Genomic DNA, 22,335 nt, shown 5'->3' with positions numbered 1-22,335 from the left:
TTAATTGTTGTTTACATATTCTAGCACATCAGCGTTATATTTTGAAAAAACCGTTTCTTTATTTTCACGCAATTTTTTATTATCAAATTCGGCAAGTTGTTTGACAATCTCAAGGTAACGGCTATCAGTTTTTGCAATTTGGCTAATATTATCTATTCGTTCATGCCATGCTTCTATTGGGTTTTTATAAATATATTCGTGTGAATAACCATTGGGGGAATTATAATAAATGCTAATTCTATTACCAAGACTATTATATTCACTCACCACGCCTACATGATTATTTTCACCGTTATGATAAATCACCAAATCACCCGTTTGATAAAGCGTATCGCCATGCAACAACGCCTTATTATCTAACACAAGCTGTCCTGCACCGACTGGGATTTTGCCATTTTCATTGGTGGCAATGTCATCAACGGCTATCATAGCTTGAGAGATGAGCTTTTTACCCATTTCTTGCTTTTTGGTGAATTTGATATAATCATCAGATTGCAAATTCGCCCAATTTGTATCAACAACGCCTTGACCTGTCAAACTCACGCCTTGTTTTAACGCAAATCGGCTAAACACGAACAAATAACCAGATTCATTATTTTTTGCACCCAAACCCCAACCACCTTTTGCTCCAATAGTACTTAGGTTGTCATCAATAATCGCTTTGGTAATGCTGTCAATATCCGAGCCATTTTTGATATTGTCGCTTAGCATATCCAAAATATCTTGCGTGGCTTGTTTGAAGCGGTTATAGGCGGTTTGTTGTTTGTCATCTCTAATTTCAAACACAAACTTGCCTGTGTATTCGCCACCATCTCTATAAATCGCCTTTGTTTTTGCCAAATCTGCTGACACGCTCGCCCATGTATTTAATTTTGCATAAACATCATGGATAAAGCCACATCTTAGCATTTCGCTGTTGTTTTTAATGGTTTGTAGTCCGACAATCTGCCGTGCGGTTGCTTCTTTAATGCGTGCTTCGGTCTCTGCCTGTTCTTTTTGTTTTAGGTAGGTTTGGATAGCACTTTCATCACCGATGGCGTTAATCAGTGCGTCCTTGTCCTTATCGGTTAAATCGCCAGCCACCGCCACCGATTGGCTATTGCCTTGCAATAATTCACCAATCCACTCATCTTTTTTATTCACCATGTTACGCTTTAGACTGTCAAACGTGCCGTCTGCGTCATAGTAATAAATTCGCACGCTTTCGGTGTGGTTGCCTTGTCTTGCCCCACGCCCGTTACGTTGTTCTAGGCTGTCAGGTGTCCAGCCTGTTGTTAAGTGGTGAATGGCTTGTGTGCCTTTTTGTAGGTTAATGCCAATTTCGGCTTTTTTGTTGGCAATTATAATCTGATAGCGGTTATCTTCGCCCATCTCATTAAAGCCGTTTTGAATATCAATAATCTCATCAGCTTCGCTATTGACTTGCCCTGTGATAATGGCGATTTTATCTTTGGCAATGCCTGTGTGTTTGGCAAGCAGACGCACGATTTTATTGTGTAAAAACAAATGGTCGCAGAAGATAATTTGTTTTACAAGGCTTGACGTTGTGCCATCGCTATTTTTGCCACGTTTATTCGCCATTTCAAACTTGATATTGTCAAGCAAACTTGCCAATTTTGCAGGAATGGTTACGTCCAAATTTACGCCTTGTCTTTCGCAAATCTCTTCAAACGCCTTTTGCGTTTTGTAGTCCATGCTGTCAATCATAATGCGATTGCCAACAATATCGGCTTGTACAGTAACCTTGTAGCCTGTAATGTAGCTTACGCCATCATCTTTTTGGGTAATAGCTTTGGCGTTTTCTTCTTTGGTGTAGGCACTTAGGCGTTCTCGTTCGTCTTTGTAGCCTTTTTTGTTAAATTCAGCAACGCATTTTTGTACTTGTTTTAACTGGGCTTTGTCAAAATCATAAAAAGACACGCCATCGGCAAAATCATCATCAGCAATCAGCACTTCCATTTTACGGATTAGGTTAAATGGGTGTGCCAATAATTCGGTGGTTTCGCCATAACGTGCTTGCATTTTTTCAAAAGCAGTGGTGTCCATGCCATATGTTGGATAGCCTTTTAAAATAACCTTTGCCACTTGGTAAGCACTTTGCATTTTTTTGATTTCATCAAGCACATTTTGCGGTAGTTTTACGCTTGTTGGCAATTCTTCACGTTCTGGAATAACCACTGACAAGCCTTTGACATCTTCAGCATTTTTAATCATGGCGGTGCTGTGAATGGCACTTCTTAACAAATTAATGTTACGCAAACCAACAAAAACGTCCATATTCAGCAATCGGTTATCAATGCTTTGCACTTCTTCTTGTTGGATATTGCACACCATTTGCACAAATTCATCTGCACCTTTGACACCACCTGCCATTGCATTGGCACGTTCACGCCCAACGGCTAAGGCAAGCATAGAGTAAATTTCTACAGGTGAATTGGTAATTGGCGTTGCGGTGAGTAGTTGCACGCCATCGCCATTGTCAGATAGCCCACGAATGTACCACATTTTAATTTGTGCGTCCAAACCACGCTTTGATACATTGGGAGCAGATAAAAACTTAATCCGCCCAACATCTGCGGTAATGGAGTTTTTAAAGGCGTGTGCTTCATCAATGACAATGCTGTCAATGCCCATGTCTTCAATAAAAGGGGCATTGTTGTTGCCTTTGTCGGCTATTTCGTTTACCAATTCCGCCCCACGTCCTTTGGCTCGCTCATTGCTTTTTTTGCTTTCGCTCATGCTAAAGGCGTTGTCGGTCAAGCCCAAATGGTCTATATAATCGTTTGCCGTCTCATCTTTAATACGAATGCGTTTAAAGGCTTCGTAACTCATAAAGATTTTGCGGTATTTGCCGTTAATCGCTTCTAACAAATCGGTGTCAAAAAGATTGGATTTTACGCTAAATTTTTCGCCATTTTCACGCAAGCCAATAAACAAACAATCGTCCATATTTTCATAAGCAAACATGGTCTCTTTTCGCCAATTAGACAATACAGACTTTGGCACGACAAATAAGGTACGTTTTTTTAATCCAACATTGTGGGCATGTTGTACGCTTGCCAATGACGAAAAGGTTTTGCCAAGCCCAACCCCCATGCCATTAATACCACCAAAAAACCGCCCTTGATTACGCACAAATACATTTTGATGTGGGTGGAGTTTTAAACGCTTGGAAAGCCCTGCAATATCAATCGGTGCGTCATCGTCATTTTGCACAAAATAACGGTTTTTTGGGTCGTTCATGGTACGGTCTAATTCATCAAGCAAGCTATCATTGACTTTTACCCAGTTATTAAACTGCTCATTCCATGAATTGGCGGTCATATTTAACCATGCAATCGCTTGTTTTTCGGTCATATCTTGACTTAGTTTAATACCGCCTAATGACAAGGATTTTCCCTCTTTTAACCAAATGCCGATACGATTATACAGCTTGTCTTCATCGGTTTTTTTGTTAATAATTTCAATGGTTGGCTTGTATTGTCCGTTTTTGTTTTGTACGCCTTTGGCAAAATGGCTCACGGTTTTCAAAAATTCAAGTTTGACATCTGTACTAATAATCGGACTTTGTAGGTCATATCGCAATCTTCGCACGTCAATGGTCGGTACGTTACGCTCTGCGATTTGCTTTTGTTTTTGTAGTTTTGCCTTGATATTGTCATCGGCTGTCTGTGCGATTTGTTTGTCAATATCTGCTAGGCGTTCGGCTAGGCTACCGATTAAAAAATCGTCCTTTTGAATGGCTTGTTTGCCGTCTGCGGTGATAAACCAGTCATCATTACTCATCACATCAACATCGCTATTGAGTTGTTTTAGTTGTTCAATTCTTAAATAGCGTGATTTGTTGGCATATTGCAAGCGTGCGATTTGGCTTGAGTAACTGGCGGTACTGGCAAGCTCATCAACTGCCACCTGCACATCACCACGCCATAGGCTTGAGTATTCGCCTTTGTTATAGTGAATGGTTAGGTTGTTATGGGCGGTTTTGGCAAGTCTTGTGAGTTTTGCCCCTTTTGCCATGACGAACACATCTTTCATTTTTTGGCTAAAGTCGGCATATTCCGCCAAAAACGCAAAACCTGCCCCATGTTTGGCGATTAACATATCAATGCCTTGACCTGTGCATAACACTTGCCATGCCACTGTGCTGTTATTTTGCTGTTTGGCGGTTTTATAGAGGTCGGTAATGCGGTTTGACAACACGCCATTTTGAGACGTTTTATCCAACCATGCTATTAAGTCCGTCATTTCAGCAAAACTAACGCCATGCACCACCACATCATAAGGCGTACTAAGTTTGGCGATTAAGTCATTAAACGCCTGTTCTTGGGCTAAAGTGTCATCACTTTTTTGTGAAATCACTTCTTGCCAAACAACGCCGTCATACTGATACTGCACGCCATCACGATAGACTATATCGCCTGTTTGATAACTAATGGCGGTCGGTTCATTTAATTGTAGCAGTTGCCAATCAATCTCATTACTGGCTCGGCTAAATTTGTTTAACTGCTTTAATACGTCCGTCATGCTCGCATGATTGACAACCTTAGTTACGGTTTTTGACTTGTCTCGCCAGTCTGGGACTTCTACTTCTTCGCCCAAAATCTGATTTTTTCGGGTTTTAAAATAACCACCGCTTATATAATCTTGCCAAAACACGCCTGCCGTCTCAAGCGTGGTTAAATCGCCATTTTCCACATAGTTGTTAATGGTGTGAATGGTTTTTTCGTCATATTTTCTAAAGGCAATCCCATCAACCGACACGTCCGCCCCTGTCTGTTCAAACATACTGTTTGGCAAGCGATACGCCCCCAAAAAGTGAGCGATACGGCTGGTTTTTTGGCGTAAGTCAAATTGGGCTTTTTTCTTGCCTGTAACCGTACTGGGCGTGGTGATAAATACCGCCAAACCATTTGATTTTAGCTTTTCAAGGCTACGCATGATAAAGTAATAATCTAGGCTTTCTTTTTGGTAGACGTCATCTTTGAGTTTGTTTGCACCCCTTGCCCCATTATCGCCAAATGGCACGTTGGTAATAACAAGGTCATAGCCTTGTGTATCATCACCGTTTGGCATATCTTTTGCCACCGCTTCAAACGGTGAAATTTTGGTATGACTACGGTTGCCGTCATTTAGAATTTTGGCAATGTTACCGCTTGTTTCGTCAAGCTCTATGCTATCCATTAGGGCGTTTTCTGGGCTAACTGCGGTAAAAATCCCTGTCCCTGCACTTGGGTCTAAAACCTTACCACCATTAAAACCTAAAGCGTGGGCGATGTCCCATGTACTGCTTGCCAGTTCAATCGGTGTGTAATATTCATAATCACTGCCTTTTGTGCCATCTTTGTTGGTGAGACCACCGCCACCACCTGTAAATTTGGCTAAGGTGTCTAGCTCGTCTGTGGTTAAGTCATCACGGCTCAAGCCTTTTGCCATGATGTCATCAAGTAGGGCAATGGCGTTGTTATTTGCCTTTTGGCGTGTTGCTTTGGTTGTTGGCGGTAATGGGCGGTTGAGGGTTGGGGTGGTTTGTGGGTTTTCGTCCAATTCATCTATACCATTTTCCAAATCAAAAATCACCTTGCCAGTTTCATCTTTGATAACCAAAATTAACAATGGTTTATCTTTCAATGATTGACTTTGCAGTTTATCAAGCATATAATTATAGTCAGAGCAACTCATATTTCCATTCGTCCGAGTGTTGTCTAGTATAGCAACTGTCATTGGTCTGGGAGAGTTGTTTTTTAAAGTTGTCATGAATCCTAGCGTTAGCCGTTTTGTGCTATCCGAATTACCATTTTGGTGAGAGGACGAAGCAGCCTTTAAAGCCGTTTTTGTTGCTTGGTCTGCGTGGTGTAATCCAGTTTCCAGCAAGCTATCAAAAATGGCTTTTTTCTTTTCTAATGATTTTAAGTTATAACCTGCATAAAATAATTGGTCTTTTTTCCCATCATGCCGTTCGCACGCTTGCACTTGTGCATACACTTCATAGCCATTTTTTAACTTAATCCACTTTTGATAAAGGTGAAAAGCCTTAATGGTTTCATCTGTTCTTGTATGGTCGGATATTTCACGTCCAACAAATTCACCTTTGGCAAAAATTTGTGGAATAAATGGAATACTCAAGGCTATAAAAGCATTGCGACTACGCATAGCATTAAAGCTAATATGGTCTACCGTATCATCACTGTTAAAATGTACCATTTTACCATCTATAGTTTTAACTTTTTTACCCAATAGGTTTTGTTTTATCCAATCTTTCGCTGTACGTTTACGTTCGCCTTTTGTACTATTTTCTTGTACATCAATCGGCTTTTCACTAAGTGCCAAAACATCATCGTCGGTTAATTTAGATGATACGGCTTTTGCCGTACCACCCATACCCAAATCTTGACGCAATTCACGCATACGCTTAATGGATTTTGCCAAAGCAAGCCCTGTTAGGCTCGCTTTTTCTAGGCGTAATTCTTTAAGTTCTTTTAATGCTTTTGCTTTTTCCAAACCTTTTAACATGATTATAACTCCCGTGTTGCGACATCTTCGGCATTGCTAATCATTTGCAAGGCTTGTTCAAACAATGGGTGTTCTTCGCCCAATCGTTCGCCGATTTCAATGATTTTATCCATATCGGCGTCCAATGGGTCAATCTCGCCATTGATAATGCTGTTTAGATAGTCGGTGTCTGGGTTGGTTGTAGGCTCTGTTTGATTAGGTGTATTTTCTTCCATCTCAATTCCTTCATCATCGGCATAGGCTTGAATGACCTGTTTGGCTTTACTCATGGCGTTTTCGGTTAATTGACGTTGCCATGCATTGTTGTTATACGACCATTTAAAGCCGTTTTTCTTTAGCATAGTACGGATTTCATCGCTTGGCTTATTTGGGAAATATAAGCGTAAGCGGTTGTCATCTGTGTTAAGCTCAATTTCCACGCCTGCAATGACTTGGTTTTCACCGTTGGCATAATTGATTTGCTCAGCTTTTCGCATGGTTTCTACTTTGGCTTGTTGGGTTTTGATACGGTTGTTTAGGTTGGTAAGGCGAAATGCTTCAAACCCACGTCTTTTACCGTTAAAGTGTTTGTCAGTAGCCCATGTCATGGCGGTTTCTTGTTTTATGCCAAACTGCTCTACCAACAACCGTGCAACTTCTTCATCGCTTTTGTTGGATTTGACGATTTTGTTTACGTCTTTCATAAACTGCTGTTCTTCAAGCATTTTGTTAAGCTTGATTTCGTCATCGGTTAGTGTTGGGAGTTGTGGGTCTTGACCAACCGTTTCAGTTTTGGTATTACTTTCATTAAATGGTTCTTGTTGGGTTGTTTCTTCCACCACGTCATCTTTAATCTCATTCCCATTTTCATCAAAGATAAATAAATTTAGCACCATGTCGGACGTTTTGCCACTTGCTTTATCAAACATAAATCCGTCAAAATCCGCTTGACTTTCGTTATCATCTAAGTTAATATTATCGTAAAGGTTTTGATAGTTCCCTAGATTTTTCTCTGGGATAGCATTATCATAACCTTGAATGCTTGGTTCTCGACCCGATTTATTCTTGGGCATCCAGTGACCAAGCATTTTTTTCGCCTGTTCTAAATGCTTTTCAGCATATTTACCTGTCAAAATATCATAATGCAACATTCCTTGTTGGTCTTTTTCAATCACCAAAACACAGTTGTGCGGTTCGCCTTGCCAGTTGAATTTATTCGTTAAATAATAATACAGCTCAACTCGTGGTTTTTTTGCTGTTTTAACATTGTTTGTTTTATAAAGATATTTTGATGTTTTTAACAATTTTTCTATATGTTGTAACATCAATAATTTTTCAGGATTTGGGCTATAGGTTTTAATATGCTCTATGCCACGTTGTCGCAGTTGTACTTGTGTGTCTTTTTCTACCACGCTTAACGCAGGGATATTGACATATTCATCACGCATAGTTTCTAAATGATTAATTGCTTTTTCTCGCAATTCATCAATCGGCATATATTCATGATAACCAAACTCATCACCGCTTAATTCAATCGGTTCTTCTACTTGGGTGGGTTCATCATTCACCGCATTTCTTTTGTCGTCAATTTGCTGTTGCAACTCGGCAATATCCTTATCCAACTGCTCTACCACTGCTTTTTTATCATCAACCAACTTTTGAGCATCAATCAACGCCTGTTCATTTTTAGCGATTTTCTTTTGAGCATTGGCAAAGCGTTTTTTATTCTGATTAGCAATCTTCATCATACGCATAGCCACCTGTGATAACTGCAAATTCTCACCGTTTTTAGGCGATACCACAGCCGTTACATCACGTTTATTTAGTAGCCATTTCCACGACACCATGACATCTTGTGGGGCGAGTTTTTTAGGGTCGCTATCTGGATTATGGAAAAAGATTGTAAAGGTTTGACCGTCTGACAACCCAAACACCATAGCCACATTTGCCATGCCAAGCCGTTTAAATGGTTTTGTCAATTCAACAGAATTTACCGCCAAATCATCAATTTTAGCTTTTACCAATGCTGTATAAAGACGGTCAGCCATTAACTGCAAACGGTTATTTGTATCCATTAAGCTGTCAAAGCCAAGCTCCGACACATTTAACTGCCCCAACGCCTGTTTTAAGTCAAAACGTTCTTGCAACTCGCCTAGCTTGTCATGTTTTAGCATATCCATGTATAGGTTATCGGTATTTTTGCCGTGCGAGATTAGATTAATGCCGTCCCACATCGCATCGTCATAACTGGCACGATTTTGTTCATCTGTCAGCATTTTTTTGGTGATAATTGGCAAAAAGTGTTGATTTTGGCTAGGATTGTCCAATACCTTTTGGATAACGTCCGCCCCAAATCCCATACTATCAAAACGTTCATCATCATTCACGCTGTTTTCATTTGGTACAAATGTAGCATATTGTGGTTCTAAATAGTCAAACTGGCTCATTGCAATATGGATAGCATGGTCTATATCATCAGCACCATTGACCGCAACAGTATCAATGTATTTGTGGTTTTCACCGAACAGATTTACCATGTGCCAGTTATCATCAGCACTACCAATCATGCTATCAAAGCCCAAACCGTCAAAGCCTGTTGTATCAGCGACAACGGCATAAATATCACGGTATTTACCTGTGATAACGCCTATTTCATGGCGAGCGGTTTTTGTGCCTTGACTACCGTCTGGGTAAGTGATAGAAAATTGGGTATTTTTTGGTGAGATAGTTTGATAGATTTGCATAATAAAACTTCCTAGATTAAGATACATTATTATGCAAAACAATATAGATAAGATTTTTGGTTGTTCCGATTTACTGATTGTAAAATAACTCATGTGGTCGGATTTTTTGAAAGGTGATTTGCACCTTGATAATTTCAGAACGTCCTGCACTTGATACGCTAAAATTGGCTTCTTTTACCGACACGAGCCAGCGTTTTGCAAAGTTTGCCTGTGCCACCCTTAGCGTTCTTTTGTTGTCAAATATAACGGCTGTTAGGGCAAATGTATATTTTTTAGGTTCATTGACCGAGCCGTCCTTTGGGGTAGCAAGGTGTTTACACATTTCGTAGGACTTTGCGATTGTCATATCCCTTGTTTCAATAAAGGTTACGTCCATTGTGTCATTGGATTGTTGGGTGATATAATTCATCTGATGACTGCCAGCGTAAAAACTCTCTGCTTCCAATGACCCAAGCGAAATTTCAGCATCTGTTGCTAAGTAAGACAAGGGAAAACTATCCAAAAACCAAGGGATTTTACCACCGCCAATTTTAAAAACATCGGTCAGATAAATACCATAATTACATTGCAACATCACGCCCAACGGATAAAGCCTTTGATATGCCTGTTTTAGCTGTGGTATATCCAACGCAACCGAGCGATTTTTTTTACCATATTGATTGGTTTGCCCTGTTAATTGGCTGTGTGTTTCGGCAATCAGTCCGAGCTTGTTGTCCAACGTCATTAATGATTGGTTGTTTGTGAGATTACCGATAATACCCAATGAGTTGCTTATATTGCCAAAATTCATCAATATTCCCCATCGTTTTCATCATCTGTATCATCATCGCTCATATCATCAATCGGTTCATCATTGGGCGTGTGCATAGCGTTATTTTGACCGTTTTCCATGCCTATTTCTTGACCGCCTTGTGTCAGCTCTAGGGCAATCGGTTCTGCTTGGTCAGGGTCTAATCCGCCAATACCTTCCAGAATCGCCATAACACTTTGTTTTTTCAAACCAACTTCACGCAATGCACTCAATGATTGTGCCATTAAAGCAACCGTATTCATACGAGTTTGTTTATTGTTTAACGCTTCTGTTGCGGCTGCCGATTGGTCAGAATAAAAATCAAATTGCCACGGATAATCACCGTCATAAAAATACTCATTATATTTAATGCCCCAGTGTAGGCTCATCAACTGATTAAACGCATCAATCAATGCCTGACGGATTAACATACTACGACGCATAATTTGGGCGGACGTATGAAAACTTGCACCATCGCCCAGTCCACCTGCGAGCATATCCGCCCAGCCAATCAACGACAAATCAAGCCCTAAACCACCAGAGATTCTGCGTAAATTAATCATCAAAGTTTCGCTACTTAATGGAGCGGTTCGCTGTGCTAAATCACCGATAGGCTGAATGGTTTGCTTATCACCCCATGTTGGCAAGATATGGTATTTTGTGCCGTATAAGGCTTCACCACCATTAAAGGCTTCTTGGATTTGATTGCGGTAGTTTTGCAAGGTTTTAATCAAACCGTCCTTGTATTTTTCACGTTGATTTGGTGGCATTCCTTCCATATTGATTGTTAAAAATGCCTGTTTAACACTGTCTGCGATTTGTTGGTTATTTAGCCCTGTTAGGCTTTTCATGGCATCATCCCACGCACTTTCAACAGGGTACAAAAACGAACCACCAACCAATGACGGCACAATCGGCATATCCAATCTAACATCATAGCCAATCTGTCTTTCATCTTGCCAATCTAGCAAGTTTACCTGCGGTACATACTCAATCCTAGCCATTTTCATACGCAAAATTTGAGTAATATCCAGTTTGGCAATCGGTTGAGCCAGTTTTTCACCGTCAAGAGCAAAAAAACCAATCGTCCGACCCCCTTGTTCAAATGGCAAAATCAAAGGCGGTGCGGTAAAATCCGTATTGACCAAATCTGCCACGCCTTTTTTATCAAGATAAATCCTTGCATAGCTATCACCATAACCGATTGCTTGACGGCAAAGGCTATAGGCATTACGGTTTAATATGGGCGTTAGCCGTTTTGCTTCTCGTTCTACTTTTTCACGTAAATCTTTGGTACGGCTACCCTTGCCACGCACTTTTTGACTTGGCGTGATAAAAATCATATCCCCAGTTGTTTCATGACCACCTAAGGCGGCTGTTACATGAAGTGATAGGGCTTCTGCGATTTGTGGGTCTGTCTGCATGAGTTGCCATTTTGTGTAGATTTGCTTACGAGTGCGTAGCGCCTTATCCTTTTGCGTAAATGTGCCTAATTCAAAGGGTGTTAGCAAATCATAGCGATTATCCACGTCTTGAATAGCTGGCAAACTTTCCCTATAGGCATTTTCACGATTGGCAATTAATAGATTGGCTAAAGTTTTTCCAAAGTTCATATGTTTCTCAAAAAAAAGGACTGAATATTGGCTTATTTTAGCGTTCTGATATGGGGAATTGGTGCAATGTTCCGATATTTTGGATAATAAAAAACCACCGTTTCAGATGGTCTATAATTTAAACAGGTGAGCTTGTACTACCATAATCTTTTGATAGCACGCTATGGCTATGACCTTTCAATGACTTACCACCACCAACAACGTCATTACTTGCAGTTACCGTACCGCTTGTATTTTGATTGCCGTTTTGCGTGGTATCGCCATTATGTGTTATATTACCGTTAAATTCCATTTGGGCATTAATCACCAGTTTTTTAGCCGTCATCTGGATAAATTCATTGGCATTTATGGTAACTGTTGAACGAGCCAACACTTCAATATTTTTTTGGCGAATACGTCTAATATCTTTTACTGCCATATTTCTGCCATGACTGCGATAAAATGCCACAACTGGAAAGGCTTGGTCGCCATTCTCAAAAAACACCCAAACATCAGCCCCTGCTATCATCTCTCTTTCAGTGTCCAAATCATCATCACCGATAGGATAAGCGATTAAAGCCGTCAGCCCTTTTTGTGAGCCGTCCGTCAAGCCGTTGATATGTACTTCACAGGTACGGTCAGCTTGGTTATATTTGATGAGTTTAGCTGGATAAAAGTAAGGTTTCATAAGGTATTTTCACTTAATTTTCTACAATTTGGGCTATCCATGCTTTGCTTGCCATGATTGCACCACCACCCATACTACCAGTATCAAAACGCATTGCATGGGTCAGTACGACATATTTTTGTTCGTTAATTGATAACAGGCTACCTGCGGACAGCTTATCATCAATACTTCGGATAATTACGCCTTTGGTGATTAAAATGCGTTTCATGTTTTGCAATTCACGGTTATCGGTTCTTGGCATATAGTCAATGTTTTTGCTTTCGCCTACTTGTCCGACCACCTGCGAAGTTTCATCAAGCGATAGATAGTTGGTATTGTATAGGGTGCTACTTTGACTGCTGTCAAGCCATTGCACACCGCTAGGGTCATACACACTGGCATCGCCTTTGAATAAATCTTGCAAGCGTTTGACATTCATGGTTTTGTTATACACATCATACCAAATTACCGCTCCTTCTTTTTGCAAAGACAGGGCAATTCTTGAAGTTGGCATTTGCCCTTTTAGACAGATAAACTGATTGACTTTAACATCATTATCAAACCGCAAGCGACCGCCCAAACTGCGATAAATCTCGCCAAAACCGACATTGTCATTAATCACCGCTTTATTGGTAACATTGACAAGGTTTTCACAGCCTTGTAACACGGCAATGATAGCGATTGCCCCAGTACGTTTGCCGTCCTTGATGATTTGATTGTTGATAGCTTGTGATTTGACAATGACAAAGTTAATGCCGTTGGCAAGGGTTACTACCTTACCGACTTGTAGCATACCGCTTAAATCATTGGTAAAACGGCAAGTTAATTCAAGGCTAATGGGAATTGGTACAAGGTCATGGCGTAAGATAGCGGATAACAAATCCGAGCCAATCTCTTGATTGCTTTCGGTGTAGATAATCATACGCCTACCTTTTTATATTCTTCAATACGGCTTTTAGACACACTAAAATAATTATCATCAATTTCAATTCCAATTCCTTTACGATTGGTTGCCAAACACGCTAATAAGGTACTACCACAGCCCATAAAAGGGTCAAGTACAATATCATTTTCTTTTGTTGATGTTTTTTGCACCGCCTTTACGCAACATCAAAATACTATCGCTCGCTAATACTGGAAAAACATTTAGACAATCGTCATTATGTAAGTCAATCATCATAATCCACGCTAAAAGGTGCATTATGAAACGCTTCTTTTTTCATCGTTTCCACCGCCATGTTATAGTTTTGCAAGGCTTCTGATGACTGTAAGCCAAACGCCATAACTCCCAACGCTTGAGAGCCTTCCATTCGTCTAGCTTGCACCAAATCACAATGCGAACGCACAACAGGTTCAACCACCACCCATTCATCAGCCAACAACACGGTAGATAAATCAATATCAAACGTCAAAATAGCCGTTTCATCTGCGACTAATTGACACTCAAGATGTCCCCAACCAGCCATTTTACGCACATCGGACAATACAATATCTTGCACATCTTCCAATAGCAAAGAGTAACCACTGGTTAAAAGTTCATCGTATAAGACATTACAATATTCACCAATCACCCCTTTTATTTTTGGGTATTGGGTAATGCCTTTGGTTTTGACAAGCGTTTCAAACTGCATAGATTAACCGCCAAACGTTGTAGCTATACCACCACCAAAGCCACTCACACCAACAGAGCTAGAAGCACCAAGTAAGCTACTCAACGCATTACCAATAGCATTACCGATATTGCTACTACCGCTGTTTAGGCTTGAATTGATAGTATTAAAGGCATTTGTGCCTGTACTACCAAGATTAGCATTTTCACCAAAATACATATAACGGATAGAGCCTGATACGGTCAAGATTTGCGAACGGCTAGATGCGTCAATCTCACCGCCACCGTCAGAGAAAGTAAACGCCACGTCATAAATAACGTACTCAATCGTACCACTATTGGTCGCACCATCTGATAGATTGAACAATACACGGCAACTTTCTAACTCACCGCCAGCATCTACCATAGCTTGAGCAAATTTTGCCATTGCCCCTTTTTCAGTTTCAATTACTGTTAAAGAGCCTTCAAAGTTGGTTTTTGGTGTGCCTGTTCGGTGTGCTTGTAGTCCACCAGCATAATCCACGTCAGCAGGGTCATTGTTTGTTACCATTGGACGTGGGAAGTTTTGGATAAGTAGGCGTAAATGTTCATGACCTTTTGGCACCAATACAGCGTTACAAGCCAAAGCAGGTGAGCCTAGACTTTTTGCGGTTTCATATTCTTTTTTTAGATATGAATAAGACGGTAGATTACCTTTCATAAAAAAATCCTATCGTTGTGTAGATAGGATTATTGTAGGTTGGGAAAACCATGTGATTTTTAGGTGTTCCGATTTATCCTCCGTTGCCGTAAAACCACCGACTTCAGGCGGTGGATATAAGGCAAATTAAGCAATCATGCTTACGCATGGACGTTGTTTAGTGCGGTGTATTTTGCTGTTCAATGTACTGGCGGATAATCTCGATTGGAGCACCGCCACAACTACCTGCAAAATAGCTAGGCGACCCCGTCTTAACTCTGTTTTTTCGCTTGACATAAAAATTAGACCAATTTAAAATAAAACAAATTAAGTATATATCATAACAATGAAAACACTCAAGCTACGCATACGAGACAAACACACAGACCAACTAAATCGCCTAAGCGGTTCGGTGAATTTCGTATGGAACTACGTCAATGACTTGAGTTACAATCACCTACAAAAGACTGGCAAATTCTTTAGTGCTTACGACCTAAACGAATACACCAAAGGTAGCAGTGAATTACTGGGCTTGCACTCTCAAACCATTCAAGCCATCAATGAAACCCATGCCAAATCAAGAAAGCAATTTAAAAAAGCAAAACTTAACTGGCGTACTAATAACCCAAAGTCTAAACGAAAATCGTTAGGTTGGCTACCATTCAAACAATCGGCTATTAAACACATTGCCACACACCAAACTGGTAAAAAGGGCTTAAAATCAACCTTACAACTATCCCTAGCCAAAGGGCAAAAGCTAGTCATTGACCTATGGGACAGCTACAACCTTAGCCTATATCAAATCAACACCCTTGAAGTCGTCCAAGACAGCCGTAACCGTTGGTATGCCTGTATCACCGTCAAAGAATACCCTAGAACTACTTGCGGTACTGGTAGTTTAGGCATAGACTTAGGATTAAAGGATAGTGCCACCACCTCAAACGGTGACAAGCTCACAATCAAGCAAACACTCAAATACGCCAAAGAGTTAGCCATAGCTCAACGAGCCAAAAACAAGCAACGTGTTAAAGCAATCCATGCCAAAATCAAAAATACACGCCAAGACCTCATCCACAAATTCACCACCCAATTAGTCAAAGACAACGCCCTAATCGTGGTAGGTGATGTGAAAACCACCCAATTCAACAGCAAAAAAGGCAAACTAGCCAAGTCAGTATATGACGCAGGTTGGTTTGAACTCAAACGACAACTGACCTACAAATGCGAGAACGCAGGTTGCCGTTTTGAAATCGTAAATGAACGATACACTACCCAAACTTGTTCGTATTGCGGTCAAATCGACAGCAACAGTCCGAAAGGTAGAGCAGGTTTGCGAATAAGAGAATGGACTTGTGCGAAGTGTGGCACATGGCATGATAGAGATATTAATGCCAGTAAGAACATTCTTGCGGTCGGGCTTGACCGTCTGGGAGCAGGAATCCCCGAACGATAGGGAGGGGAGGAAGTCAAAACGATAGTTTTCGTCATGGTTGGCTTTGCTATCATGTTTTAAATCACTTCTCACAGGGCTAAAATCCGCCACATGAAATTTATCTGCACCCAAAGCCATACCGATTTTTTTATTGCCAATATCCACATAGACAGCCACTTCAGGTACGATATGAGCAGGGACAAGCCGTCTAAGTGTAGGGGCTAGTTCTGACAATTCGCTTAAATCAATATCAGCGTTTAATTTGATACGGATACGGCTTGTTAAAAATCGTTTGCTACTGGCACTTTCGTACAAATAGTTTGGGTAGCTTTTGGCTCGGCTTTTGTCATGCCATAGCCTGACAATCTCGTTTTGATTCGGATAAAGCATATCCAGTACAAACCGCAAAAAAGCAAGCCCACGTTCACTTGCTAATGATTGCCAGTTTGCCAAAATAATTGCCATAACTTTATCGCTAAAACCACCGTCATCACGTCTTAATACCGCCAAGCCGTTAAGTTTACTAAAGCGTTCAACGACCGTTTTACCACCCAAAAATGGGGTTGCATAGTGGTATATATCATCAATATCGTTTATCAAGTGGTCTTTTAGCATTTGCCGAAATACACTTGCCATTGCCCTTTCTAGGTCATCGTATAGATGACTTTGTGCGATAGGCTCGTGTACTTGTTCTGCTGTTATTTGATTGCCTATAGCCATACATCACCTACAACGTCCACATCGCACCGCTATTATCAGCTGTTCTGCGTAAATTAATCACAATGCTATCTCGTGTCAGATACGCCCACTCATGCGGTTTTATCGGACTGGTTTGGGTATCTTCGCCCAACACGGTAAAATCACTAATGCGGTCTTGGAATGCTGGTATTTTCTCACGGATTAATGTTGCAATCTCTTGACGGTTAAAACCATCACTGTTTGGGTGGCTTGCTGAAATACTACCACGCCCATAATTTGCCAACAATAACTCACTAATCTGTGCTTTTACGCTATCAATATCATGCACGCCAGCCAAAGAACCATTAATCGTAATCTGGTATGGACGTTCTTCAACTGCTTTTACTCTCACACGTCCATCAAACAAACTATCCGCCTTTGCCACCAACTGCTGAATATCTTTTATCAAAAGATTTTGTTCATTTGGCTCATTAGCAACCACCGTCAAATTTAAATGATTAATATTATCAAGGCTTGCTTGGTAAAATTTCTCATGGGTTGTTTCATTCCAGATTGCCATATAACCAAAACGGCTCATAAAATGCCAACGCACCAACAAATCAAAATTCCCCATAAATACTGCATTATGGTCATAAGTGGACGGAAAACTGGCAAGCAGTCGCATTTGGCTGACTGTTAAAGGGTTTGTTCCTGCTCGTATCAATCCGTCAGTTTTAAAATAAATATTTAAATAACGTTCATCATTACTTAACAAATCGTTTAGCGTAGCTTGCTTTAACGTGGTTGTATCAACAAAACCGTAAGACTGGGTTACATAGATTTTGTAACTATCCCCAGCCTGTACCGTTTGCCCAACTCGTTCACTATCGCCAAACATCAGACGGATATTTTGAAAATCATCGCTAAAAATCGTATAAACACTATCCCCTGCATGGGCGTTCATAAACTTTGGCGTATAGTCAAACGTGGTTTTGGTTGTGGTGTTAATCACTTGTATGCCTGCCACATAGCTATCGGCATCTGCGATAATCTCAATCTGATAAAACGGCTCACTTACCAAAATATTTAAATTGGTTTCTCTGATAATACTTTGCTCACAGTTTACCGTTTGGGTTTCATTCGGTTTAATCGTGATAGCAGACAGTAACCGCCATTGTCGCCCTGTACCGTCTTCCACAATCCGCCCTTGATTTAGGGTAACAGTATTTGTGCCGTTGTTTTCAATGGTGATTTTAAACTGACAAGGCGTTGCCACAGGCAAAATACCCTTGTTCACCGCATCAGCCATGATTGTGCGATTATTGGATTTGACAAACGGTTCAATGATATTAATATCATTATCTCGTGATAAAGCAATCACCAATTCACGAATGGACGTTAATAAAGCCGTAACAGTAGGGTCGCCAACTTGCCAACGTTCTGCAATCTCTGGATAATCGTTTAACGCATTTTCAACACTGGCGGTTAGGCTAGTTCGCTGTAACATCGTAATAATCCCCTGTATTATTGTTATGATTAGACAGCCCAACATCAATCAGAATATGCCCCAGTTTGATAAATACTTGCACCTTGTCAAAATCTACTGTTTGGGTAACAATGCTTAATTGGTCGCTGTTTAACTGTTGTAGTACAGGAATATCTTGTTTCATTTTTTTGATAAATTCATCAGCGGTAAAGGCGGTTAGATTGACAAGCAAGTGCATTTTAATATCTTGTCCATAGCCTTGTGCAAAATAGCCATTGACAGGGGTTGCAAGCCAATGGTTTATCATATCAACAATTTTTGCGGTAGTAATCATGCCATAACCCCTTGATGAATCCCTTGATTAGACCCTTGATAACCCCTTTTATTTTGACTTTGGTTTTGTTGATTACCGCCAAACGGTTGTAACATCAGATGAATTAGCACTTTTAACCATATAAAACCAACGCCAAAAATTGCCATAATGATGATTAACCCAACCGCTCCAGCTCCCCACATTTTTGCAAGAATTAATAGGCTTGCAAATCGCCATAGCAAAAAACCAAATCCGATTATAGGTAAAATACTGATAATCAGACTTAGTTTAAATTTGTCGTTAAAGTATAGGGCAAATACTTGTGGTGTTAGTTGTTCATTTAGTTTTTTGACAAGATTGCAGTTATCCAAGTATAGCAACGCCAAAAGAAAAAACGCCCAAAATGATAAAAATGTGTCTATGATATAGCCGTTCATGAGTTATTCCTGTACTTTTGGGATATTATGCACTAGGAATATTAGGGGGTGGGGGGATTGTTCCGATAAAAAACCCCACCAAAAAGGCAGGGTTTAAAAAAATAAAACAAAAATCAAGCAATCGCCAACTTCTCACTGGCTAATTTTGCCAAAAATCCAGACCGAGTATCATGCGTACGCTTAACATACTCATCAACACGATTGAGCAAATGCTCACTCCACGACACATTAAAGCGGATTTGCTTATCAAATGCCGTATCATCGACCGACACAAACGCCCAAGCGATAACATCGCCATACTCAGCATCTTTTTGTAATACTTCAAGCGGTGTGGTTACAAACTCAAAAGCAAGCCCACAGTCAAGCGTGGTTTCAATATGACTTTCAATAGCAGATTTGGTTTCAATCAACAGCTCATCAATGGTATCGCCAAACGCATAACACCCTGCCACATCAGGAATAACAGCAGAATAATTCTCCATACCAGCATCTTTGCTAATTGCCACAGCATAATTTATCATAGTTTACCCTTAGGCTTTCTAAAAAGTAGTGTAGTGTAGTGTAACCCCAATCGGTTGTTATTGGGGTTACGTTGCTTAGAAGTTTAACCGTTCCGAAAAACCTATCCAAATCTACCTATAGGCAAATTTAGCGTTTTCTTCCTACTTCAACGTTGTTTGCTCTTGTCATTTGACTTAAGACTTACATCAACTCCATAAGCTGACACGGTGGAACTCACCGCCAAAAATATTAGATTGTTAAAACCTTAGTTGCATGATTTAAAATATTAATGCTCGCATTCACATCACGGTCATGGCTTGTCTTGCAGTTAGGGCAAGTCCAATATCTGACAGCCAGTGTCAAATTTGCTTTATCCATGATAAAACCGCAACATGAACAGGTTTTACTTGATGGATAAAATCTATCTACCTCTTTGATAATTTTGCCCCATTGATTTGCTTTATAAATCAGTTGCCTTTTAAACTCATAAAAACCCAAATCATTAATCGCACGGCTAAGTTTACGGTTTTTTACCATGCCTTTAACGTTTAAGTTTTCAAGACAAATCACATCATAAGACTTAACGAGGCTTGTGGTTAGCTTGTGTAAAAAGTCTTTTCTGATATTGCTGATTTTAAAGTGTAGCCGTGATAGCTTGGTTTTTGCCTTTTCACGGTTTTTTGAGCCTTTTTGTTTTCGGCTTAAACTTTTTGACAGTCGTTTTAATTTGTTAAGTTTAGCTTTTAATGGCTTAGGGGCTTGGATTTTTTCACCATTTGACAAGGTGGCAAGGTCTGTAATGCCTAAATCAATACCAACTTGTTTGTCTGTTTTGGGTTGTGGTTTGATGATGTTTTGTAATTCAACGGCAACCGATACAAACCATTTTTCGCCTTGTTTAAAGATTTTGGCGGATAGGATTTTGCCTTGTAAACGCAAGTTTTCACGCATTTTAACCCAGCCTAAATTAGGGATTTTTATGCGTTTGCCGTCTATTCTAAATTGGTCGTTGGATAGGCTAAATCTATCATTTACGCCTTTTTTGCGAAATTGTGGGTATTTGCTTTCACCTTTAAAAAAGCGTTTGAATGCGTCTCCTAGTTGTATAATGGCAAGTTGTGGGCTACATTTGGTTACTTCTAGCATAAAGGGGAATTGTTGTCTTTTTATGCTATTTAGTTGTTTTCTTAATTTGCCTTGTGATGGTTTGTTAAGTTTGGTTTCATCAATTTCTATGCTATTTGCTAAACATTCGTCACTGTATTTTTTGTCTTGTTCGTATTGGTTTTGCCATTCGGCTAACGCCCAGTTATAGGCAAGACGGGCTACACCGCAAGCCTTTGCAAAGTAGGTTGCTTGTTTATTCGTTGGGTCTAGGGCGATGATGTGTCCACGTATTAGGGTCATTCTAGCACCTTGGCGTTCTTTCGGCAACAAGTACACCGCTTTCGTCCCATCTGCGTAATGTTGAGACAGACACACCTAGTTGTTTTGATGCTTCGTTGATACTAATTAATCTGTTCATTTGGATATTATAAAGTAGATTTAGTTAGTTTTCAAGAAACAGTTTCAAGCCCTGATTTACGTTTTGCATCTGTCAGTTGATGACGTGATACATCTTTTTCAGGGTGGCTTATGGTAATGATGTTTGGCATACCATCTTTTTTAAAGTGGTGATGACTGCCTTTAACTCTTACCAACTCCCAACCGTCTTCTTCTAGCAACTTAATCAACTCACTGCTTTTCATGAAAGCTCCTTTGTTGTTTAAGTGTGTGTATTATTACACACATTTAATCAAAGGTCAAGGATTAATTGTGTATTTTTACACAATATTTTTCAACAACACGATTACCCCACACTTAGGCAGGGTAATTGTTAAAGGTTTTGTTTATTTTTTTAACAGGCTATCTCATTACAACTTGGATAATCACAGCCAATACGATACTGACGAGAGAGCAACTGCTCAACATCACCGCCAAACACCTTTTGGCAAGAACTTGACAAATTTTGCTCAAACTCATTTGCCGACTGCATAATCAGCTTTTCACATTCCGCCATTATCAAATCAGCATCTTCATTATTTCTCAAAATGCGTTTGATAATTATCTTTTCGGCTTCAGCCACCGTATTATTCAACCTTACCACCGTTTTATAAATATCCAACATCTCATTGGCAATAATCGGCAAATGCTCCACTTCAAACACCGCAGGACTAGGCGTACCAGTCGCAAAGCGTAACCGTGTCCAAATTGCATTCACAGCCGATTGCTCCCAACGCATAGAATGCGTAGTTAGCCAAATCAAGCGTTTAATATTTACCATATCCGCATTACTCACATAATTGCGTTTCTCGCATTTCGGTTTTGCTTGGTATTGACCTGTTTTGCGAATGGCGGGTAATACTTCGTTAAATACCCAGTATTGGAAGTTTTTGGCTTCTGCTTTATTGCTACGGAAAATAATGCGATAAAGATTAGGCTCATTGATAAAGGTAACTTGTTGGTTACCGCTTTCAGTAGGGATGTAGATTTTATCTACCCCCTTACTATCCAATTGTTTTGCAACAACATCACGACTATTTTTAATATCCAAAACGCTTGCCACATCTTTTAGACAAAACCATGCTTCACCATCTTTGATAGCCGTGCGTACTTTGAATGATTGATTAAAAGTGAAAGTTTGAGTTAATGCGTTCATTTGAACACTCCTATTCTTTTAGTTAGTAAATTGTCGCAAAAAGGCGACAGGCATCAACTACCGAGAATAGTCGGCGGAGCTTATTTCCACAAGGGTGTTTTATTAGGCTCTCTCAACCCGTCATAAGACGTTTTGATATGTGAAAATTTATCAATATTTGGGATTAACTGACAAATTTTTGGCAATAAAAAATCACGCTGTCGGGGTGAGATTTGAT

General features: G+C 40.1%; 18 protein-coding genes and 1 pseudogene. 1 reads left to right on the top strand and 18 read right to left on the bottom strand.

What is annotated here, in order from left to right; genetic code table 11:
* The 10 genes and pseudogenes from ACGTJS_RS10940 to ACGTJS_RS10895 form a co-directional block, all read right to left on the bottom strand.
* Nucleotides 1–6,513 carry an SNF2-related protein gene (locus tag ACGTJS_RS10940; RefSeq protein WP_410472091.1) on the bottom strand — a complete coding sequence of 2,171 codons (6,513 nt, stop codon included), beginning with the start codon at nt 6,511–6,513 and terminating at the stop codon, nt 1–3.
* Nucleotides 6,514–6,515: 2 nt separating this feature from the next.
* The gene (locus ACGTJS_RS10935) at nt 6,516–9,236 is read right to left on the bottom strand and encodes a hypothetical protein (RefSeq protein ID WP_410472090.1); all 2,721 of its coding nucleotides are present in this window, start codon (nt 9,234–9,236) and stop codon (nt 6,516–6,518) included.
* A 70-nt stretch (nt 9,237–9,306) separates the two neighbouring features.
* The gene (locus ACGTJS_RS10930; protein WP_410472089.1) at nt 9,307–10,026 is read right to left on the bottom strand and encodes a hypothetical protein; all 720 of its coding nucleotides are present in this window, start codon (nt 10,024–10,026) and stop codon (nt 9,307–9,309) included.
* Nucleotides 10,026–11,639, bottom strand: coding sequence for a hypothetical protein (locus ACGTJS_RS10925; RefSeq protein WP_410472088.1), 1,614 nt, complete (start codon nt 11,637–11,639; stop codon nt 10,026–10,028). Before ACGTJS_RS10925 ends, ACGTJS_RS10930 begins: the two co-directional genes overlap by 1 nt.
* 118 nt (nt 11,640–11,757) lie before the next feature.
* Entirely contained in the window at nt 11,758–12,306 is a 549-nt protein-coding gene (locus tag ACGTJS_RS10920; protein WP_410472087.1) for a hypothetical protein, read from the bottom strand.
* A 13-nt stretch (nt 12,307–12,319) separates the two neighbouring features.
* Nucleotides 12,320–13,207, bottom strand: a complete 888-nt coding sequence (locus tag ACGTJS_RS10915; RefSeq protein ID WP_315043981.1) for a hypothetical protein — start codon at nt 13,205–13,207, stop codon at nt 12,320–12,322.
* Nucleotides 13,204–13,380, bottom strand: coding sequence for a DNA methyltransferase (locus ACGTJS_RS10910; protein ID WP_410472086.1), 177 nt, complete (start codon nt 13,378–13,380; stop codon nt 13,204–13,206). The genes ACGTJS_RS10915 and ACGTJS_RS10910 overlap by 4 nt, the downstream gene beginning before the upstream one ends.
* Before the next feature lie 74 nt (nt 13,381–13,454).
* On the bottom strand, nt 13,455–13,916 hold the full coding sequence (locus tag ACGTJS_RS10905) for a hypothetical protein (protein WP_410472085.1): 462 nt from the start codon (nt 13,914–13,916) through the stop codon (nt 13,455–13,457).
* 3 nt (nt 13,917–13,919) lie between these two features.
* Complete coding sequence (locus ACGTJS_RS10900) at nt 13,920–14,594, bottom strand: hypothetical protein (protein WP_410472084.1); 675 nt, start codon at nt 14,592–14,594, stop codon at nt 13,920–13,922.
* A 157-nt stretch (nt 14,595–14,751) separates the two neighbouring features.
* Nucleotides 14,752–14,838 (bottom strand): annotated as a pseudogene (locus tag ACGTJS_RS10895) (transposase); the annotation flags it as partial.
* An 81-nt stretch (nt 14,839–14,919) separates the two neighbouring features.
* Here ACGTJS_RS10895 and ACGTJS_RS10890 point away from each other — a divergent pair.
* Nucleotides 14,920–16,026 carry an RNA-guided endonuclease InsQ/TnpB family protein gene (locus ACGTJS_RS10890; protein ID WP_410472083.1) on the top strand — a complete coding sequence of 369 codons (1,107 nt, stop codon included), beginning with the start codon at nt 14,920–14,922 and terminating at the stop codon, nt 16,024–16,026.
* 706 nt (nt 16,027–16,732) lie between these two features.
* Here ACGTJS_RS10890 and ACGTJS_RS10885 read toward each other — a convergent pair.
* The 8 genes from ACGTJS_RS10885 to ACGTJS_RS10850 all read right to left on the bottom strand — a co-directional run bounded on the left by ACGTJS_RS10885 (nt 16,733) and on the right by ACGTJS_RS10850 (nt 22,118).
* Nucleotides 16,733–18,190, bottom strand: coding sequence for a hypothetical protein (locus tag ACGTJS_RS10885; RefSeq protein ID WP_410472082.1), 1,458 nt, complete (start codon nt 18,188–18,190; stop codon nt 16,733–16,735).
* Complete coding sequence (locus ACGTJS_RS10880) at nt 18,174–18,503, bottom strand: hypothetical protein (protein WP_315043963.1); 330 nt, start codon at nt 18,501–18,503, stop codon at nt 18,174–18,176. Before ACGTJS_RS10880 ends, ACGTJS_RS10885 begins: the two co-directional genes overlap by 17 nt.
* A complete protein-coding gene (locus tag ACGTJS_RS10875; RefSeq protein ID WP_410472081.1) occupies nt 18,500–18,919 on the bottom strand; it encodes a hypothetical protein in 420 nt (139 codons plus the stop codon). Before ACGTJS_RS10875 ends, ACGTJS_RS10880 begins: the two co-directional genes overlap by 4 nt.
* Nucleotides 18,920–19,032: 113 nt before the next feature.
* Complete coding sequence (locus ACGTJS_RS10870; RefSeq protein WP_410472080.1) at nt 19,033–19,440, bottom strand: type II toxin-antitoxin system HicB family antitoxin; 408 nt, start codon at nt 19,438–19,440, stop codon at nt 19,033–19,035.
* Nucleotides 19,441–19,669: 229 nt separating this feature from the next.
* Nucleotides 19,670–20,827: an RNA-guided endonuclease InsQ/TnpB family protein gene (locus ACGTJS_RS10865; RefSeq protein WP_410472079.1), complete on the bottom strand. Its 1,158-nt coding sequence runs from the start codon at nt 20,825–20,827 to the stop codon at nt 19,670–19,672.
* Between the two features lies 1 nt (nt 20,828).
* Nucleotides 20,829–20,945, bottom strand: coding sequence for a MerR family DNA-binding transcriptional regulator (locus tag ACGTJS_RS10860; protein ID WP_410472078.1), 117 nt, complete (start codon nt 20,943–20,945; stop codon nt 20,829–20,831).
* Nucleotides 20,946–20,976: 31 nt separating this feature from the next.
* The gene (locus tag ACGTJS_RS10855; RefSeq protein ID WP_410472077.1) at nt 20,977–21,168 is read right to left on the bottom strand and encodes a type II toxin-antitoxin system HicA family toxin; all 192 of its coding nucleotides are present in this window, start codon (nt 21,166–21,168) and stop codon (nt 20,977–20,979) included.
* A gap of 149 nt (nt 21,169–21,317) precedes the next feature.
* Nucleotides 21,318–22,118: a Bro-N domain-containing protein gene (locus ACGTJS_RS10850; RefSeq protein WP_410472076.1), complete on the bottom strand. Its 801-nt coding sequence runs from the start codon at nt 22,116–22,118 to the stop codon at nt 21,318–21,320.
* Nucleotides 22,119–22,335 lie beyond the last annotated feature (217 nt).

The sequence above is a fragment of the Faucicola mancuniensis genome (genome assembly GCF_046523945.1).
In the GTDB taxonomy this organism is placed as follows: domain Bacteria; phylum Pseudomonadota; class Gammaproteobacteria; order Pseudomonadales; family Moraxellaceae; genus Faucicola; species Faucicola mancuniensis.
The sequence above is the reverse complement of the archived record's forward strand: the minus strand, read 5'-3'. Positions and strand labels throughout refer to the sequence as shown.

Excerpts from the sequence above, each read along its gene's own strand:
- ACGTJS_RS10940 (WP_410472091.1), bottom strand. The coding sequence starts at position 6,513 with ATGTTAAAAGGTTTGGAAAAAGCAAAAGCATTAAAAGAACTTAAAGAA.
- ACGTJS_RS10935 (WP_410472090.1), bottom strand. The coding sequence starts at position 9,236 with ATGCAAATCTATCAAACTATCTCACCAAAAAATACCCAATTTTCTATC.
- ACGTJS_RS10930 (WP_410472089.1), bottom strand. The coding sequence starts at position 10,026 with ATGAATTTTGGCAATATAAGCAACTCATTGGGTATTATCGGTAATCTC.
- ACGTJS_RS10925 (WP_410472088.1), bottom strand. The coding sequence starts at position 11,639 with ATGAACTTTGGAAAAACTTTAGCCAATCTATTAATTGCCAATCGTGAA.
- ACGTJS_RS10920 (WP_410472087.1), bottom strand. The coding sequence starts at position 12,306 with ATGAAACCTTACTTTTATCCAGCTAAACTCATCAAATATAACCAAGCT.
- ACGTJS_RS10915 (WP_315043981.1), bottom strand. The coding sequence starts at position 13,207 with ATGATTATCTACACCGAAAGCAATCAAGAGATTGGCTCGGATTTGTTA.
- ACGTJS_RS10905 (WP_410472085.1), bottom strand. The coding sequence starts at position 13,916 with ATGCAGTTTGAAACGCTTGTCAAAACCAAAGGCATTACCCAATACCCA.
- ACGTJS_RS10900 (WP_410472084.1), bottom strand. The coding sequence starts at position 14,594 with ATGAAAGGTAATCTACCGTCTTATTCATATCTAAAAAAAGAATATGAA.
- ACGTJS_RS10890 (WP_410472083.1), top strand. The coding sequence starts at position 14,920 with ATGAAAACACTCAAGCTACGCATACGAGACAAACACACAGACCAACTA.
- ACGTJS_RS10885 (WP_410472082.1), bottom strand. The coding sequence starts at position 18,190 with ATGTTACAGCGAACTAGCCTAACCGCCAGTGTTGAAAATGCGTTAAAC.
- ACGTJS_RS10880 (WP_315043963.1), bottom strand. The coding sequence starts at position 18,503 with ATGATTACTACCGCAAAAATTGTTGATATGATAAACCATTGGCTTGCA.
- ACGTJS_RS10875 (WP_410472081.1), bottom strand. The coding sequence starts at position 18,919 with ATGAACGGCTATATCATAGACACATTTTTATCATTTTGGGCGTTTTTT.
- ACGTJS_RS10870 (WP_410472080.1), bottom strand. The coding sequence starts at position 19,440 with ATGATAAATTATGCTGTGGCAATTAGCAAAGATGCTGGTATGGAGAAT.
- ACGTJS_RS10865 (WP_410472079.1), bottom strand. The coding sequence starts at position 20,827 with ATGACCCTAATACGTGGACACATCATCGCCCTAGACCCAACGAATAAA.
- ACGTJS_RS10860 (WP_410472078.1), bottom strand. The coding sequence starts at position 20,945 with ATGAACAGATTAATTAGTATCAACGAAGCATCAAAACAACTAGGTGTG.
- ACGTJS_RS10855 (WP_410472077.1), bottom strand. The coding sequence starts at position 21,168 with ATGAAAAGCAGTGAGTTGATTAAGTTGCTAGAAGAAGACGGTTGGGAG.
- ACGTJS_RS10850 (WP_410472076.1), bottom strand. The coding sequence starts at position 22,118 with ATGAACGCATTAACTCAAACTTTCACTTTTAATCAATCATTCAAAGTA.